A 16,150-nucleotide genomic window follows, 5' to 3' on the forward strand; every position below is an offset into this window, starting at 1 on the left:
TTTTAATTAAAAGTCAATTAACTAAACCCTCTCCCTTCTCTTAAAATTCTTCTCGTGTTACTCTAGAGTACTCAGAAAAACTAGTGAATAAAAAAAAGAGTATAATGAGAGTCGCTTATGTCTGAAAAACCATCTTTATCGATCATGCATCCTTGGCACGGTCCTATATTAACCCAAGATAACTACGAATCTCTATGTTGTTATATAGAAATTACGCCACAGGATTCTGTAAAGTTTGAGTTAGACAAAGCTACAGGTCTATTGAAAGTAGATCGCCCTCAGAAATTTTCTAATTTCTGTCCTTGTTTATATGGATTATTACCTAGAACATATTGTGGGGAACTTTCTGGAAAATATAGCGGAGAACAAAGTCTGAAAGCAGATATCCGCGGTGACGATGATCCCTTAGATGTTTGCGTGCTTACAGAAAAAAATATCACGCACGGCAATATCTTGCTTCAAGCACGTCCTATTGGTGGTCTGCGCATTATTGACTCCGGAGAAGCCGACGATAAGATTATCGCTGTTCTTGAAGACGATTTAGTATTTTCAGAGATGCAAGATATCTCTGACTGTCCTTGTACCGTTATTGATATGATCCAGCATTATTTTCTAACTTATAAAGCTACTCCAGAACACTTGATCAATGCAAAACCAGCAAAAATTGAAATTGTAGGGATTTACGGAAAGAAAGAGGCACAAAAAGTAATTCAACTAGCACACGAAGACTATTTGAATAAATTCGTTAGAGAGAAAACAACCATATAACCAATGTTTCTGGAGAGGAGGCTCCTCTCCTTACATTCTTTAACTTAGAAAGAGAAGAGATAGCTGTTGATAAACTTATCTGCTTCTACAGCAATCTCCTTAAGCTCAGGGAAGCTCAGTAATCGCATACCTTCTTGAAAGCTTAACCATTGAGCATCACAAATTTCGTTCGGATCTGCATGTACATCCCCTTGAACTTCTGCTAAGAAGTAGGCGACTTCTTTACGAACAAATACCTCGTTATCATTAAAAGAATAGTGTTCTACAAGAACTTTTGGGAAAAAGTTGACTACACTCAAGCCAGTTTCTTCAACTAACTCTCTTTCTGCAGCCTCCTGAGGACCTTCTTTATCTTCAGAATGGCCTTTAGGGAACCCCCAATGCTTGCCTTGGGTATGGCAGATAAAACAAGCTTTTAGTGTACTTTTATCAGGAGTACCAAAAAACTTTATGGGAATAATACCAAAAGAGTATTCATACTTTGTCTTTATCATAATTAGGGTATATACCTCGAGAATAATATCGTTGAATTATGTCCACCAAAACCAAAAGAATTCGACATAGCGACATCTATATCCCAATCCTGGGCTTTGTTCGCAACTACGTCAAAATCATCAATTTCCGCAATCGGATTTTCTAAATTAATCGTAGGATGTAATTTCCCCGTTTGAATTGCTTGAATTGTCGCAACAGCTTCGACGCCCCCAGCAGCTCCCAGGCAATGCCCTATAAGTGACTTTGTGGAATTCATTCGCAGCTTTTTCACATGACTACCGAAAGCTTTTTTCAATGCTAAAACTTCCGATATATCCCCTAAAGGAGTTGATGTACCATGAGCGTTAATATAGTTTACGCGTTCTTTAGGAATACCAGAACTTTCTAAAGCCCCGAGAACACATGAGGTGATCCCTTCTCCGTCATCTCTAGGAGCTGTAATATGAAAAGCGTCGCAAGTAGTATATGAACCAAGGATCTCTGCATATATAGGAGCTCCTCGCTTCAAAGCGTTTTCTAAGGTTTCCAAAACTAAAATTCCGGCTCCCTCACCAATGACAAAACCATCCCTATCTCTGTCCCAAGGACGAGAGGCTTCTTGAGGGGCATCATTCCTTTCTGATAAAGCGCGATTAGCAATAAAACCTGCCAATCCAACACGGTTCACGGCAGCTTCGGTGCCTCCACAAACGATCATATCCGCGCGTCCAGCAACAAGGTGCTGATAGGCGGCATCTATACAATAGTTTGAAGTCGCGCAAGCTGTAGATATGGAATAGTTGGGACCCATCAGCCCAAAGTCCATAGCAATAAGGGCAGGAGCCATATTAGTAATAATGTAAGGTATGAAAAACGGAGAGAGTTTTTTATTACCAAGAATAAGACGTTCCATACCATCGTCCAGTGTCTGTAATCCTCCCATACCAGAACCAATGATAACACCGCAACGGAGAGGATCAGCTGGAAGATTATCTTTATCCCATCTAGACATCGCAATCGCTTTCTTAGCTGCAACTACTGCGTAAGTAATAAAAAGATCAACTCTTCGTGCTTGCTTTTTATCTAAATAGGGTTCGGGATTAAATTCAGGGATCCAACCGGCAAAACGCGTAGCATAATCTTCGCATGGAAAAGAAGTGATTGTATGAACACCACTAACACCAGCAAGCAAATTATCATAAAAGGTGTCTATTTCGTTCCCTAAACAAGAAACAACGCCCAATCCCGTGACTACTACACGTTTTTTACTCATAAAGTTATTCTACCCTGTTAAGAAGCTAGAAGCTTGGATGTAATAATGGAACCATCCTTCCAAAGTTCTTCCAATCGATACTGTTCTCTAATGGATGAGATAAACAAATGGATGACAATAAATCCATAATCTATAACTACCCAGTCGCCATGACTTAACCCCTCTATATGTAGAGGAGCGACATTATGTTCTTTTAATTCTTGTACAATCGTATCTGCTAAAGCTTTTACATGTACACCCACATTCCCTTCAGCAAAAATAAAGTAATCTGTGAGCTGAGAAATGGCACGAACATCTAAGACAACAGGATTATTACCTTTTTTGTTATCAATAACTTTGGCAATTACTTTTAATAAATCAAAGCAAAATAATTCCATAGAAACTGGCACGAGAATACTCGATTATCTAAGATAAGGTCGAGCTTTTTTTCTTAGGTTAAATAATATTCCAATAATACTTTCTTGCCATTTTTCTAAGTCTTCCTCTAGGCCGGACCACTGTCTTCTCCTCACCTAGAAGAAGAAAAGGCAAATCAAGAATATGGTCTGAGAAAGTATGACTTCTCGCCCGTCCTATTTTTTTTAGATGGCTAAGTATTCTAGCTTTATTATCTCCAGTTAGGCATTGATTTGCAAGCGTTTGCCCTCTAGAAAATCCTTGATACTTTGAAGCATAACATACGTTGGCTCCTAACTTTTCCGCTATTGGTCTGACAATGAAATCTGGCGAGGAGGAAAAGATCATGACTTCCCCTGAAGAATCCTCCAAAGCTTCATAAAATTTTTCTAAAGCTGGCGTATAAAAATCTTTTTTTACCAGCGTCTGTGCAAAATCGCAGGCTGTAGCAGAAAGATCCTCAAATGCAACCGATGAGAGTAATGAAGAGACTATCCGAGAATAAAATGAGGGTAAGTCTAAAAAAAAAATCGAAAACGAAGAAAAGAGAAAAAACAAGAAGGAAGGGTTTTATAAGAGAATAAGCGACGCTCTAGAGCGTATTTATAAAACCCTATACTGCTATTTCCTCGTAGCAACGTACCGTCTAAATCAAAAGCATAAATACAAGATCGTCTCATGTTAACTGCTGAATTTGGCGCTTCAAGTCGAGGATACTTTGATCCAGTTCCTCTAAAGCACGTTTGTCTTCTTCAACCAGAGCACTGTACTGCATAGCACGATCGAAATCTAGGCCCGAAGATCCCAGAAGTTTCTTATCTTGCTCTAGTTTATCTTTTAATTCCTTACGACGCTCTTGTCTTTGGGACAAAACTTGTCGCATATTTGTGAGCTTTTCACGAGAATCAGGAGAAGACAGCAGTTGTTCTTCAAAATATGCTGTTATATGCTGTAAAGTTAAATTCAATCGATTATCTAAAGAAATCCGCTCTGAGGCAGATAAGAAAGCTGCCTTAGTTAAAGATTCTTTCAACTCTTGCCACTCGGATCGCGTTTCTGAGTGAATATCCCCAGAAGTGCATCTTTCAGAAAATAGTTTAATCTTTTCAGTTAACTCTTTTATTGCTTCTTGTCGAATCTGTTTATCTCTAGCTAATTGCTCTTGATATACCTGTTCGGCAGCATCCTGTTTTTCTTTGAGCTTCTCAAACAAAACTTGTAGTTCTGCCTTCAAGGCAACAACATCATCATGAATTAAATCAAGAGACCGTATACGCTTTGCAGCGGCGTCTAAATCCTTGCGAATTCTAAAAAGGTCACCGCCCTCTTCCAATACTTGAGCTATACCTGCGAGTTGCTCTCGGACATCTTTAGAGTTTTCAGCAGATGCCACTCTTAGACGACTTTGCTCTTGACGGATTTCTTTTTCTAAACCTTTGAGTTGATCCCAGCATTTACTGAGCTTCAAACGTGTATCAGAAAAGACAGTAGAAGAAACAGCTAAGCATTTAGCAGCCTGCTGTAGATTTTTGATTTCCTTCCGTAAAAAAAAAACGGAACGCTTTAATGCGTCCTTATCTGCACGAGAAAAATATTTAGCAACAAAAGACTCAACATCTTCTGAAAAAGCGTCACTAACTTTCTCAATAAGTTCTTTTCTTTTCGGGAATACTTGATTTCCTAGAGACGATAAATGTTGGAAAAATTTGCTTTTTAATCGCATACGCATGCCAACATTCATGAGCTCTTTGCGCAAATCAATAATTCTTGCTGAGAAGCTACTTAACCACACTAATGAGGTATGTAACTCCTTATAAAAACTCTTCCTCTTCTCTAACGTCTGGGTTTCTAAAAACACCGACTGCTCTTCTTGCACCGTTAGGGGGCTGGTTCCTTCTAAGAAATTCGTTATATCTTGCTCTAGACAAGATATAGCCAACTCAATCTGTCCAACGACAAAAGTCCCCTCTTCATCTTGTAAGGATTTAATATGCCGTCCTTCTTTCGTTAAATCAATATAGCGTCGCCAAAATTCAGCCCGCTTACCAACGTTTTCTACTTGATGGAATAATGGAAGACAGTGCTTTCTTATCGCCCAAAACAACTTTAAATTTGCTCCTTGGTTGTTTCTTAAGGCTTGTTCCATTTTCTCTAGACTAAAAGTCACCTGCTCTTCTATCGATGAGAATACAGATAACTCTTGAGTAAATATGGTAAAGGATTCATTAGTCATCGCGGCGTTAGAAATATCATCACTTTTGAATTTCAATTCCTCACTAGAAACCACTATAGAACCTTGTTTTGCTTCTGAAGAATAAAAGCTGTTGTCTGAAGTATCCATAATAACAACTTAGGGTGTAGGGCTTGACAAAGAAATAATGAATAGAAGATAAAGTTTGCCCCCGCACTACATTATCGTCAATCGTTTTTATGAACTTATTTACTAGAATTTCCTTTGACGAGGGATTGGAGTTATTTAGAACAAGTCCTTTAGAAAAACTACAGGAAGCTGCAAATATTTTGCGTAAACAGCGCTATCCTGATGATAAAGTCACTTATGTCCTAGACGCCAACCCTAACTACACCAACATTTGTAAAATTGATTGTACTTTTTGCGCATTTTATAGAAAGCCTCATGCTTCTGACGCATATCTCCTTTCTTTTGACAAATTTCGTTCTTTAATGCAACGATATATATCTATGGGAGTTAAAACTGTGCTTCTTCAGGGAGGAGTTCATCCGCAGTTGGGGATAGACTATCTTGAAGAATATGTACGGATCACAGTACAAGAATTCCCCTCTATCCACCCTCACTTTTTCTCTGCAGTAGAAATTTCACACGCAGCCTCTGTATCAGGAATGAGTAACGAAGAAGCTTTAATGAGGCTTTGGAATGCAGGACAGAGGACGATTCCTGGAGGAGGCGCTGAAATTCTTTCCGAACGCGTGCGCAAAATTTTATCGCCAAAAAAAATGGGGCCCGATGGATGGATTAATTTCCACAAGCTTGCCCATCGTTTAGGGTTCCGCTCTACAGCCACAATGATGTTTGGGCATATAGAAAACGCTCATGATATTCTCTTGCACCTGCAATCTCTAAGGGATGCTCAGGACGAAACCCCTGGGTTTTATAGCTTCATTCCTTGGAGCTATAAGTCTGGGAACACCGCCTTAGGACGTAGGGTTCCTCACCAAGCACCTCCGGAGATGTATTATCGTATTCTCGCAATCGCTCGAATCTTCTTAGATAACTTTGAACATATCGCTGCTTCATGGTTTGGAGAAGGTAAAAAACACGGAGCTCGTGGATTACATTATGGGGCCGATGATTTTGGGGGAACGATCATTGATGAGAGCGTTCACAAATGTACGGGATGGACGTTAAAGAGTTCTGAAGAGGAAACTCGAGCTATGATTGCTGCAGAAGGATTTATCCCTGTTGAGAGGAATACTTTCTATGAACATATAGAAACGCCCTCTTATCAACCATGAAGAAAATAATCCTCTGCTATCTTTGCTGCTAGAGTTTCTGCGGTTAATCCTAAGGTAGGTAATTCTCGAAATATAGGGTAGCGTTTAAACCAGGTCCTTTGTTTTTTAGTATAATGGCAAGTATTCGCTATAAATTTTTGTTTAACCGCTTCATAAGCTTCTGCGGGAGAACCCTGATCAATAAATTCGATCCACTCTCTATAGCCTATAGCTTTTGATGCTGAGGAATTGTCTCTGATCCCCTGCTTGAGTAATCTATGCACCTCATCAATTAAGTCATCTTCGAGCATTCTTTGACAACGCAATTGGATAGTGTCTCGCAGAAGCTCTTTAGGCGGTGATAAAAACCATCCTCGGCAATTATACTCCCTACATTCTCCAACTTCCCTAGTCCACTTATGGTCTGACACTTTTTTCCCTGTTAAATGGATAATTTCTAAACCTCGCACGATTTTGTTTCTATCATTCTTAGTAATTGTACGAGCATATTCAGGATCTTTCAGGCAAAGGTTTTCGTATAACAATGATAAACCATGCTCCTGAATATAAAGATCTAATTTCTCGCGGAAATCGCAGTCTGCAGAAGGCCCTTGAGGAGGCCCTGAGAGAAAGGTATGAAAATAAAATCCGGTGCCACCGACAAGAATAGGGACTTTATTTCTAGAGAGGATATTCTGACATGCCTGCACTGCCTGATAATAAAAATCTACGGCATTAAAAAGTTCTTGGACATGGCAGATATCGATTAAATAATGAGGAACGCGCTGTCTATCCTCCCAAGACACTTTCGCTGTGCCGATATCCATACCCCGATAGACTTGCATGGAATCAACAGATATAATTTCCCCATCAATCATAGGTGCTAGCTTTAAAGAAACATCTGTTTTCCCGGATCCTGTAGGTCCCGCAAGTAAAATCACAGTGCGCTTAAACAATTTTGCAAATGATTTTTGAGGATCTAAGCAGACATCACATCCCGTAGATGTCGTCGCATTCGCTTGGAATTCAGGAGCACGCATATGCACCGGGGTTAAAACTTAGTAAAACATTCTTGTTCTGATTGGCAAACAGGCAAAAGTTGATCGACGCCTGCTATACGAATAACATCTGCCACCAAATTAGAAACGCAACAAATACAAAGAAGACCCTGACGAGACTGTAAGGATTTAGACAATGAAAATAAAAGGCGGATTCCTGCGCTACTCATATAAGTCACGTATTGGAAGTTGAGTACGATTTTATGCTTACCTTCTTCAACTTTCTTATTTAGAAATGCTTCTGCTTGGGGCACAGAAACAGCATCTAACGCCCCTTCTAAAGAGACAACAAGAACATCCCCATACTGTTTAGTTAACCAATCCATAAAAGCAACTCCAAATAGTATCTCGCAAATATTAGCGATATTATTTACGATAAAAATAAAAAACAATGCGCAGCCATGGTAAGAAGCTTTATAAAAATGCTTTTTTCTCCTGGACCAAGATATTCTTTATCTTACGCATTCCTATGTATTTTCCTTAGTATCCTAATTTTTATTCCTACCATTCATTGGCTTTTGTTTCCCGAGACTTTTTTATTTCCTACAACAAAAGCTCTTCCCATTAAAAATATTTTCCTGATTTCTTCATCTCCTTCTAGAATTCCTGAGGCTATTTTTTCAGAGACACTACAATTATCTGCGGACAATCCTACTTTCCTACATCAATTTACAATTAAGCAAGCAGAAGCCACGTTAAAAGATCTAGGGATATTTTCTTCGGTATCTATAAAGAAAGTCCCAGACAACAAAGGAATCATCATCTTTTATGCTTTACACACCCCTATAGGCTATTTAGGCAACCAAACGAATACTTTAATCAACCATTCTGGGGAACGTTTCCCTTGCCAACCTTTTTTTAAAACACAAAAACTTCCTAAGATTTTTTTCCCACAAAAAGATGTAGAATCTTCTATTTTACCTTCATGGAAAATAGACATTGCATCTCTTCTAATTGAAGAACTCAAAGAAGATCCTCCTGTGGTGATTGATTTATCTCTTACGGATATCTACCCTATGGAAATAACCGTTTCTTTATCTTCTGGAAATCTTCTCAGGTTTCAATACCACACGATACATGCAGGATTAAAAAATTATCATCTCTCTCAATGTACTACAGTGATGCAATCTAGAGACTGCCACATTTACGATTTAAGATTCCCCTGTCACCTATTATTAAGTAAGCTATGACTCCTATAATCATTTTGACTCAACTACCTTCTCAAGAAGAAGCTGAACTTATCGCTCACACTTTAGTCACTCAAAAGTTAGCGGCTTGTGTACATGTTTTCCCAAAAGGGAAATCTACGTACATATGGGAAGGCCAGCTCTATGTTTCTGAGGAATACCACATGCAAATCAAAACGCTATGTTCACGATTTCCTGAGGTATCCAAAACCATTCGTTCTTTGTGCTCTTACGACGTTCCGGAAATCATTTTCATCAAAATTGATGATGGAAATGCAGAATATTTAAAGTGGTTATCTCTGGAAACTGCCCCACAAACATCTCAGGAAATGAATAAATCTTGACGTTTTTTCGAAATTCGGTATAATCTTTTCAGGAACTTTGAATGATACATAAGTGTTTTATTCTTTTTTTCCACATCTCAATTTAATTTGGATTTTATGGAAGAGTTTGTAGCATATATCGTAAAGAATTTAGTTGCTGATCCTGAAGCTGTGGAAATTCGTTCTATTCAGGATGAGTCAGGTGAATCTATAAAGTTAGAGATACGTGTGGCTCCCGATGATATAGGGAAGATCATAGGTAGACGGGGAAATACAATACACGCATTAAGAACTATTCTTAGACGTGTGTGCGCGAGATTAAAAAAGAAGATACAAATTGACTTGATCCAACCAGAGGGGATCAGAGAATCTGTTGACGAAAGTGAGGATGTTTCCGGTAGTTTTTGTCTTAATTCAAACAACTCTAGCGAGTCAGAGATGGCCCATCAATGTTGTGGCCGAGGCAATTGCTGTTCAGCGGAAGACGAAGATATAGAAGTATCTTCAGTTCATCATGAATGCAGTCATAATCACCATTCTGAATAATATTCACTACTTTTCTTTTTAATACTATAGAGTTTGGCAATAGCTAAAGACCCCTTGCGGAGTTTTTAGCTCTTCGCAGTTAATAGACACTGCTTATTCAAAGTCTTTCCGACCTTTTTCTTCCGATCAAACTTATGTAGCCCTGATATAATCAATTGATGAATGATTTGTTCAAAAGTCCATCCTAAACGGGCAAAATCATGAAGAAAAGGACTTGCCTGTGTCATTCCTGGAATAGGGTTCATTTCAGAAAGCCAAAAATTTCCTTCATCATCTAAAAAGAAATCGACTCTACATGAACCTTGTCCTTGAATCACACGGTACACACGTTCTGTGAACTCCTTTACTCTTATTTTAGATTCTTCGGAGAGATCCAAATCGTATTGTATTTGAGCGCTTGCTCTACCGTTTAATCCATATTTCTCTTCATAACTAATAAATCTTTTCTCACCACAACGTTCATGTGGTTCAGAAATATAGTAACAGCTACTGGAGTCTCCGAGACAAGACACTTCAATTTCGCGAGATCCTAAACGACTTTCTTCGATAAAAATATCTGTATCATATAGGAAAGCTTCAGATATTTTTGCTTTTAGTTCTTCTTCATTATGCACTTCAAAAACCCCAATACTCGATCCCAAATGTGCAGTTTTCACAAACATAGGAAAAGTAAAGGCCTCTGAAATCTTATGCATACATAACTCTGGAGTTCTTTTCCAAGCATGTAAAGTCAATGGCTGATAAGGAACCACGGGAACACCTACAGAAGCTGCAAGGCGTTTTGTCATAATCTTATCCATAGTGACTGAGGAAAAGAGCAGAGAGGGTCCAGCATAGGGCTTATTGATAATTTCTAAAAATCCCTGAAGCGTACCGTCCTCTCCAAAAGGGCCATGTAATATCGGAAGGATAAAATCTACATGTGTAAGAGCCTCTGTTATCTCTGAAGACAAGACGTAATGACCTTTCCCTTCATAATCTTCACATTCAATAGTGGAGACTTTTGACCATAATCCCTGGCGATCGATAATAAAGTATTGCACATCGTAGTATTCAGGAGACAAATACCGAACGACATTTCTCGCAGACAACAAAGAAATATCGTGTTCGCAAGACTTCCCTCCACAGACAACTCCAACTGCGAGCTTCCTAGGTTCAAAATCCTTTAAAGCATTGCCTACGGTATAAATATTTCCAGCTCCTAAAGATATACACACATCATGAACGCGTATTTCTTGTTGCAGGTATGGGATAATGTTGTCATAAGGAACATAGCTACATTGTACATGAGAGGATAAGGAAATCGTCTCTGCTAATTTCTCAGGAGACGGTAAATCTAATGCAGTTTCTCCAGCACTGTAGACATCAGTGAGAATCACCTCATCAGCATCTTGAAAAGCTTTATAAAAATCTTCCAGACAATATTGCAATCTAGAAAATCTATGTGGTTGACATATCGCAACTATACGACGCAAGCCAACAGCATCTCGTAATCCTCTTAGAGTGCAAGAGATCTCAGAAGGATGGTGTGCATAGTCTTCAAAGAATAAGAATTTCTCTGAAACATTCTTTCTTTCCATACGTCTTTGAATACCAGAAAAGTTCTTAAGAGCCTCTCGAATACTTTCCTCATCAATACCCAAAGTTAATGCTATACCCATAGCTACAGCAGCGTTTGCAATGTTGTGCTTACCGATAAGGTTAAGATCTATGTCCAAGTAATCTTTCCCTAAGAAAGACAGAGAAAATAGCGAGCGCCAGCCATCTTGATAATAGGAATGTATACGTAAGTTACAATCTTGAGAAAATCCATAAGATGTTCCTGAGATTCTTCCTTTAAGTTCTTGGCAATCGCCATTATAAAAACATAAACGCGGATCTTCAACCTTACGAGTGAATTCTTCAATTGTTAAAGCAAGTTTCTCCTTACTCCCTTCAAAATTACTGAGATGTTCATTATCTAAATTGGTTACAACAGCAACTTTAGGAAGATAGTGTTTTAAAGAGCCGTCGCTTTCATCAGCTTCCGCTATAAAGTACTCTGAGCTTCCTGAATAACCATTCAAAGATAGAGAATTCAGACCTCCAATAGCATAGGAAGGATCTTTTTTTGCTGTTTGGAAAATGGCGGTGATTAACGAAGATACTGTCGTTTTGCCATGACTCCCTGAAACTAAAATACTTGTTTGTTCTTGCATCAAAAAAGCGAGAAGTTCAGAACGATGGAGTATGGGTAACTGTTTCCTTACAGCTTCTAGATATTCTACGTTATCCTTAGCGATCCCTGATCCATAGATGATAGTGCAATCTTCAGGAATATGATGTTTATCATGCCCTTGTAAATACCGTGCCCCTTTGGCCACAAGCTTATCGATAATGGCTCCTCGATTTAAATCACTTCCTGATACGGAATATCCCCGGTCTAATAAAATATGAGCTAGTGCACTCATTCCTATTCCGCCGATACCTATAAAATGATAGTGGATTTTCCTATCCATAGATTACCCTATAAACATTCACATATAAATTGATAAAAAGGCTTAGAAGATTTGTTTTGATAATAAGCCCGCAAAGCTTCTCGCCTATTTTTAATAGTTTTAGGATCAAGAGCAAGCAAAATATTTTTAGTTAAAACTGCTTTAGAAAGCTGTTTTTCGAGGATCATCGATCCTCCTCCTATCGTATAGACAAGGAATTTTGCATTTTCCTCCTGATGTCGATAAGCTCCCGGATATGGGATAAGTATAGAAGGACTTTGTGCCCACAACAATTCATCCATAATCGTAGCTCCAGCCCGACTAATTACAAGATCTGATGAAAGTAAGACACTCAGCATGTCATGCTCAAAGGGTTTTACACAAAAGGACACGCCACCACGACTATAGACATGCTGTATGGAAACTATATCACCTTTCGGTCCTGCGACATGATGAACATACATATTTGGGTAATCCTTGGCAACCTCAACAAGTGCCGGTGGGACATGATCATTTAATGTCTTTGCTCCTAGAGATCCTCCTACAACACAAATCGTTGGAGAATGGGAAGTTAGGCGTTCTACAATAGGATTAAAAGAGGAAAACGCTCTTTTTGGTAATGAAATCTCTTGAGCTGGACATGCAAATTGCTTAATGACAGGTGAGAAAGATACACCCACCCCCTTAGCAAAACGTGAAAACAGCTTATTTACCTTACCTGGAACAACATTTTGCTCGTGTAAAAATATAGGGATTTTCTTTTTCAATGCTGCCATCAATACCGGCAGAGAGTGGTAACTACCGAAACCTATGACAACATCGGGATCAAAAATAAGGAGTTCTTTTTTTGCCTTTTTATATCCTGCATATAGGGAACATGCTCTCCGGATAGCAGTGATAGGTCGCGCAAATGTCGGCAATCCTGAGGGAATTTCTTTATACAGTATCTGCTGTTCTCCAAGGCTTGGGTGGTTATCTAAACCCTTACCCAAAAGAAGCACATCTACACCTTCTCTACAAAATGCTTCTCTTGTTGCTAGAGCGGGGACGATATGTCCTCCCGAGCCTCCGACAGCTAAAGCTATTTTGTTGATTTTCTTCATCGCACACCCTTAATAGCAATGTAACACCACACATATTCGCAATCAGAGAGGATCCTCCCTGACTAAAAAAAGGGAGATTTACTCCTTTACTCGGTAATAATACTGACACAACGCCTAAATTCATAAAAGCTTGCATTCCAATAATTACCGTTACGGCTATAGCCAAAGAAGCTCCTTCTAAAGAAGAGGCTCGGATAGCAATTACGTAACCACCGTAAACAAAATACATATACAACAAAATCAAAAGTAGCATACCTAAGAAGCCAAATTCTTCTGCATATATTGCAGCGATATAGTCATTTTGTGCTTCTGGAAGATAGGTAAGCTTTTGCAGGCTAGCTCCTGGGCCTTTACCAAATAATCCCCCTGACCCTGCGGCGATTTTTGCTTGATATGGCTGATGTCCTCGACCTTTAATGTCTAATTCTGGATGCAGATAAACATTTAAACGATGTCGCACATAAGGCATTCTATAAGCAAGAACGCCGCCCACAACAAGAATACATAACAACGGAAGTAACCAATAACGCAAACGCACAGCTGTCATAATAAATACAGGGATCAAAGAAAAAGCTATTACAGCTGCGGAACCGTTGTCAGGCTCTATAGCAATAAGTACAATAGGAAGAAACAGTGTAGTAGTGAGCTTAAGAAATAGTTTGAAATTTTCTCGATACTGAGGGCGAAATACCAGATATTCGATAGCTACGCAGGGAACAAGATATTTTACAAACTCTGAGGGCTGCAAAGTCAGTTGTCCTATACCTAACCATCGCTTTGCTCCATTCCTACACACCCCGACACCAGGAATCAAAACAGCTACAAGTGCGCATCCTGCTATGAACAATAATGTGGGGCTCATTTTTAGAAAATCTTTCCAACCTGTTATATAAACTAAAGTAGAAAGACCTAATCCCAATCCTAAGTAGGTAATCTGGCGGATTAAAGCCTTATGGGTACTACAAGGAAGCGAACGATCGAGAATTTCTGCAGAAGAAGTGTCAAAAACCATGACTAGACCTAGGGAAAAAATCCCTAACAAACAAGAAACTATAAACCATTTCATATTAGGCCTAGAGAGAAATTACCGTATACGCAACTGATCCCCAGGTCTTAGTTTACGAGCTTTTTGTTCGTCAAGATCATTCATTTTTAATAGATCTTCAAGACGAATCCGATTACGTAGCGCTATAGTCCAAGGGCTATCTCCTTCTTGAACAGTATAAAAATCCTCAGCACTCGCTACTTTCACTTGAGGATTCTTAGTTGTTTCTTGTTTATCGTATACAGGGACTTTCAATACTTGCCCTATCTTCAATTGCGTGGAAGAGAGATCATTGATCTGCATAAGCACAGCCACAGTTGTATGATTTGCCTTAGCAATACGTTCTAAGAAGTCTCCCTTCTTGACAACAACCGTTGCGTAGGCTTCCTTCTTAGGGGTTTCTTTAGCAACTTGGGTGCTGGGTTCTATAGGTGTAGGACTTGCAACTGGCACAGGAGAAGTTGTTTGAGGAACACTAGGTGTTGGAGGAGCCTTGACAACCACAGGCTTATTTTCTGCAAATTGCACAGCGAATTCTTCTTTAGAAACGCGCTGTGGAACCGTTTCTACGACAGGTTTTTCGATCTTCTCAACTTTTTCCTGTACTTTTTCTACAGGAGGAGGGGCAAATTCAACAAGTTTCGCAGGTAAGGGAGGGCATAATACATCTGCATTCTTTTTATCTGCATGCTTTGCTGTAGTAAAGAGTACTAGCACCAAAACAGCATTCACTAAAGTCGCGATTATAATCGTATCTCTACGGTTCATATCTTTAATGCCTCCATCTCACCTACTAATTGCTTAAAGCAATCTCCTCTTTCCTCGAAGCTCCGAAACTGATCAAAACTTGCACATCCAGGAGATAATAAAATTACGTCACCAGGCTGTGCTATACTCTGGGCTACATTGACTGCTTCTTGTAGATCTCGAGCTTGCGTTAAAGGAAGATTACTACTAGATAAAGCTTGGGCAATCTCTTTCCGACACTCTCCCATAGCCACAATATGTTTTACAGTTTGAGTAAGGGTTGGAATCAAAGAAGCAAAGTTACTCCCTTTGTTTCTTCCTCCCAAAATAACAATAATGTTTTCTTTTACAGCTATTAGAGCCTTTTCTACTGAGCTCATAGTTGTAGCCTTACTATCGTTGATATAGCGCACGCCATCTTTTTCTCCCAGATATTCTATCCTATGGGGAGGTTTATCAAACGTAAGAACAGCCTCTAAAAACGCCTCCAAAGGAATTTTGGTCACTTCATTAGCTAAAGCGTAGCCTGCGCAATAATTATTCCTATCATGCAAGTATAATGGTTTTAATGCACTCCCTTTATCTAAAACTAAATTGATTTCCCTAGTAGAGTCTAGATAGGATTTCCCAAAGGAAACGCCATCACCAACCCATAAAGATTCAGGAGATTGCAAACATTTCACAATATTACTTTTTGCTTCGCTATAGGCTTGTAGGGTGTAATGATAATCCAAATGGTTTTCTGAAATATTTAAAATAGTAGCTGCGGAAAGCACAGGGATCTCTATTTCTTGTTCTGCCAATTGAAACGAGCTCATTTCCACAACGCGGATACCTTTCTGGTACATGGCTTGAAGTATCGGAAAACCAATATTCCCCATAGCACAAGCAGATATCCCAACAGAACGTAGGAGATGGACTAAAAACAACACGGTTGTGGTTTTCCCTGCGGACCCTGTAACTCCAATGGAAGGATAACGATGAAATTCAGGATCTTGAAACGCTAACTGTATGTCAGTAACAACAGGAATCCCTCTATGTTTGGCTTCTACGATAACAGGGTGTGAAGTTTTGATCCCTGGGGAACGTACACATAGGTCTATATCTTCAGGGAATTCTCCGGCGCTATCTAAATAACGCTCACAAAAGAACTGGCAAGAATTTAGGGCCTCTGAAGATCCATCGATACCAATAACGTAATCTCCTCGATTACGGAGAAACTCTGCTGCAGATTTCCCTGTAACACCTGATCCTAAGACTAAGACACGTCGCTTATTCACAA

Annotated in this window: 17 protein-coding genes; 5 read left to right on the plus strand and 12 right to left on the minus strand. The window is 39.3% G+C overall.

The genetic code is table 11. The features are described 5' to 3' along the window. Positions 1-117: 117 nt before the first annotated feature. The gene (locus G5O_RS09375; RefSeq protein WP_006343507.1) at positions 118-768 is read left to right on the plus strand and encodes an inorganic pyrophosphatase; all 651 of its coding nucleotides are present in this window, start codon (positions 118-120) and stop codon (positions 766-768) included. 44 nt (positions 769-812) lie between these two features. Here the strand turns inward: G5O_RS09375 and G5O_RS09380 are convergent, their stop codons facing one another. The 5 genes from G5O_RS09380 to G5O_RS09400 all read right to left on the minus strand — a co-directional run bounded on the left by G5O_RS09380 (position 813) and on the right by G5O_RS09400 (position 5,252). After that, entirely contained in the window at positions 813-1,262 is a 450-nt protein-coding gene (locus G5O_RS09380) for a bis(5'-nucleosyl)-tetraphosphatase (RefSeq protein WP_006343508.1), read from the minus strand. 2 nt (positions 1,263-1,264) lie between these two features. Next, the gene (fabF, locus tag G5O_RS09385) at positions 1,265-2,515 is read right to left on the minus strand and encodes a beta-ketoacyl-ACP synthase II (protein WP_006343509.1); all 1,251 of its coding nucleotides are present in this window, start codon (positions 2,513-2,515) and stop codon (positions 1,265-1,267) included. 17 nt (positions 2,516-2,532) lie between these two features. Next, positions 2,533-2,892 (minus strand): ribosome silencing factor, encoded by a 360-nt coding sequence (rsfS, locus tag G5O_RS09390; protein WP_013462736.1) that lies wholly within the window; start codon positions 2,890-2,892, stop codon positions 2,533-2,535. Positions 2,893-2,950: 58 nt separating this feature from the next. Beyond that, the gene (locus tag G5O_RS09395) at positions 2,951-3,469 is read right to left on the minus strand and encodes a haloacid dehalogenase-like hydrolase (RefSeq protein ID WP_006343511.1); all 519 of its coding nucleotides are present in this window, start codon (positions 3,467-3,469) and stop codon (positions 2,951-2,953) included. A gap of 118 nt (positions 3,470-3,587) precedes the next feature. Next, complete coding sequence (locus tag G5O_RS09400; protein WP_013462738.1) at positions 3,588-5,252, minus strand: coiled-coil domain-containing protein; 1,665 nt, start codon at positions 5,250-5,252, stop codon at positions 3,588-3,590. Positions 5,253-5,341: 89 nt separating this feature from the next. On the opposite strand from G5O_RS09400, the gene mqnC reads away from it, so the two are divergent. Further along, complete coding sequence (gene mqnC, locus G5O_RS09405) at positions 5,342-6,403, plus strand: cyclic dehypoxanthinyl futalosine synthase (protein WP_006343514.1); 1,062 nt, start codon at positions 5,342-5,344, stop codon at positions 6,401-6,403. On the opposite strand, the gene miaA is transcribed toward mqnC, so the two are convergent. Beyond that, positions 6,394-7,422, minus strand: a complete 1,029-nt coding sequence (gene miaA / locus G5O_RS09410; RefSeq protein WP_006343515.1) for a tRNA (adenosine(37)-N6)-dimethylallyltransferase MiaA — start codon at positions 7,420-7,422, stop codon at positions 6,394-6,396. The genes mqnC and miaA overlap by 10 nt on opposite strands. A gap of 11 nt (positions 7,423-7,433) precedes the next feature. Beyond that, positions 7,434-7,766: an STAS domain-containing protein gene (locus G5O_RS09415; protein WP_006343516.1), complete on the minus strand. Its 333-nt coding sequence runs from the start codon at positions 7,764-7,766 to the stop codon at positions 7,434-7,436. A gap of 75 nt (positions 7,767-7,841) precedes the next feature. Here G5O_RS09415 and G5O_RS09420 point away from each other — a divergent pair, with 75 nt between their 5' ends. The 3 genes from G5O_RS09420 (at position 7,842) to G5O_RS09430 (ending at position 9,496) form a co-directional block, all read left to right on the plus strand. After that, positions 7,842-8,630: a cell division protein FtsQ/DivIB gene (locus tag G5O_RS09420; RefSeq protein ID WP_013462740.1), complete on the plus strand. Its 789-nt coding sequence runs from the start codon at positions 7,842-7,844 to the stop codon at positions 8,628-8,630. Continuing rightward, entirely contained in the window at positions 8,627-8,971 is a 345-nt protein-coding gene (gene cutA / locus G5O_RS09425) for a divalent-cation tolerance protein CutA (protein ID WP_006343518.1), read from the plus strand. The genes G5O_RS09420 and cutA overlap by 4 nt, the downstream gene beginning before the upstream one ends. Positions 8,972-9,067: 96 nt before the next feature. Then, complete coding sequence (locus G5O_RS09430; protein WP_006343519.1) at positions 9,068-9,496, plus strand: KH domain-containing protein; 429 nt, start codon at positions 9,068-9,070, stop codon at positions 9,494-9,496. 65 nt (positions 9,497-9,561) lie between these two features. Here G5O_RS09430 and G5O_RS09435 read toward each other — a convergent pair whose 3' ends face one another. From G5O_RS09435 to murD, 5 genes are read right to left on the minus strand one after another with little or no spacing between them, the layout of a single operon-like run. After that, on the minus strand, positions 9,562-11,994 hold the full coding sequence (locus tag G5O_RS09435; protein ID WP_006343520.1) for a bifunctional UDP-N-acetylmuramate--L-alanine ligase/D-alanine--D-alanine ligase: 2,433 nt from the start codon (positions 11,992-11,994) through the stop codon (positions 9,562-9,564). 8 nt (positions 11,995-12,002) lie between these two features. Next, positions 12,003-13,076, minus strand: a complete 1,074-nt coding sequence (gene murG / locus G5O_RS09440; protein WP_013462741.1) for an undecaprenyldiphospho-muramoylpentapeptide beta-N-acetylglucosaminyltransferase — start codon at positions 13,074-13,076, stop codon at positions 12,003-12,005. After that, on the minus strand, positions 12,988-14,142 hold the full coding sequence (gene ftsW, locus G5O_RS09445) for a putative lipid II flippase FtsW (protein WP_013747396.1): 1,155 nt from the start codon (positions 14,140-14,142) through the stop codon (positions 12,988-12,990). The genes murG and ftsW overlap by 89 nt, the downstream gene beginning before the upstream one ends. Before the next feature lie 18 nt (positions 14,143-14,160). After that, positions 14,161-14,889, minus strand: a complete 729-nt coding sequence (locus G5O_RS09450) for a lytic transglycosylase (RefSeq protein ID WP_006343523.1) — start codon at positions 14,887-14,889, stop codon at positions 14,161-14,163. Next, positions 14,886-16,148 (minus strand): UDP-N-acetylmuramoyl-L-alanine--D-glutamate ligase, encoded by a 1,263-nt coding sequence (murD, locus tag G5O_RS09455; RefSeq protein ID WP_006343524.1) that lies wholly within the window; start codon positions 16,146-16,148, stop codon positions 14,886-14,888. The genes G5O_RS09450 and murD overlap by 4 nt, the downstream gene beginning before the upstream one ends. Positions 16,149-16,150: the final 2 nt, after the last annotated feature.

Source organism: Chlamydia psittaci 6BC (genome assembly GCF_000204255.1).
GTDB classification, from domain to species: Bacteria; Chlamydiota; Chlamydiia; order Chlamydiales; family Chlamydiaceae; genus Chlamydia; species Chlamydia psittaci.

What these genes read in the sequence shown, in the direction of transcription:
- G5O_RS09375 (WP_006343507.1), top strand. Translation starts at nt 118, where the DNA reads ATGTCTGAAAAACCATCTTTATCGATCATGCATCCTTGGCACGGTCCT.
- G5O_RS09380 (WP_006343508.1), bottom strand. Translation starts at nt 1,262, where the DNA reads ATGATAAAGACAAAGTATGAATACTCTTTTGGTATTATTCCCATAAAG.
- fabF (WP_006343509.1), bottom strand. Translation starts at nt 2,515, where the DNA reads ATGAGTAAAAAACGTGTAGTAGTCACGGGATTGGGCGTTGTTTCTTGT.
- rsfS (WP_013462736.1), bottom strand. Translation starts at nt 2,892, where the DNA reads ATGGAATTATTTTGCTTTGATTTATTAAAAGTAATTGCCAAAGTTATT.
- G5O_RS09400 (WP_013462738.1), bottom strand. Translation starts at nt 5,252, where the DNA reads ATGGATACTTCAGACAACAGCTTTTATTCTTCAGAAGCAAAACAAGGT.
- mqnC (WP_006343514.1), top strand. Translation starts at nt 5,342, where the DNA reads ATGAACTTATTTACTAGAATTTCCTTTGACGAGGGATTGGAGTTATTT.
- miaA (WP_006343515.1), bottom strand. Translation starts at nt 7,422, where the DNA reads ATGCGTGCTCCTGAATTCCAAGCGAATGCGACGACATCTACGGGATGT.
- G5O_RS09415 (WP_006343516.1), bottom strand. Translation starts at nt 7,766, where the DNA reads ATGGATTGGTTAACTAAACAGTATGGGGATGTTCTTGTTGTCTCTTTA.
- G5O_RS09420 (WP_013462740.1), top strand. Translation starts at nt 7,842, where the DNA reads ATGGTAAGAAGCTTTATAAAAATGCTTTTTTCTCCTGGACCAAGATAT.
- cutA (WP_006343518.1), top strand. Translation starts at nt 8,627, where the DNA reads ATGACTCCTATAATCATTTTGACTCAACTACCTTCTCAAGAAGAAGCT.
- G5O_RS09430 (WP_006343519.1), top strand. Translation starts at nt 9,068, where the DNA reads ATGGAAGAGTTTGTAGCATATATCGTAAAGAATTTAGTTGCTGATCCT.
- G5O_RS09435 (WP_006343520.1), bottom strand. Translation starts at nt 11,994, where the DNA reads ATGGATAGGAAAATCCACTATCATTTTATAGGTATCGGCGGAATAGGA.
- murG (WP_013462741.1), bottom strand. Translation starts at nt 13,076, where the DNA reads ATGAAGAAAATCAACAAAATAGCTTTAGCTGTCGGAGGCTCGGGAGGA.
- ftsW (WP_013747396.1), bottom strand. Translation starts at nt 14,142, where the DNA reads ATGAAATGGTTTATAGTTTCTTGTTTGTTAGGGATTTTTTCCCTAGGT.
- G5O_RS09450 (WP_006343523.1), bottom strand. Translation starts at nt 14,889, where the DNA reads ATGAACCGTAGAGATACGATTATAATCGCGACTTTAGTGAATGCTGTT.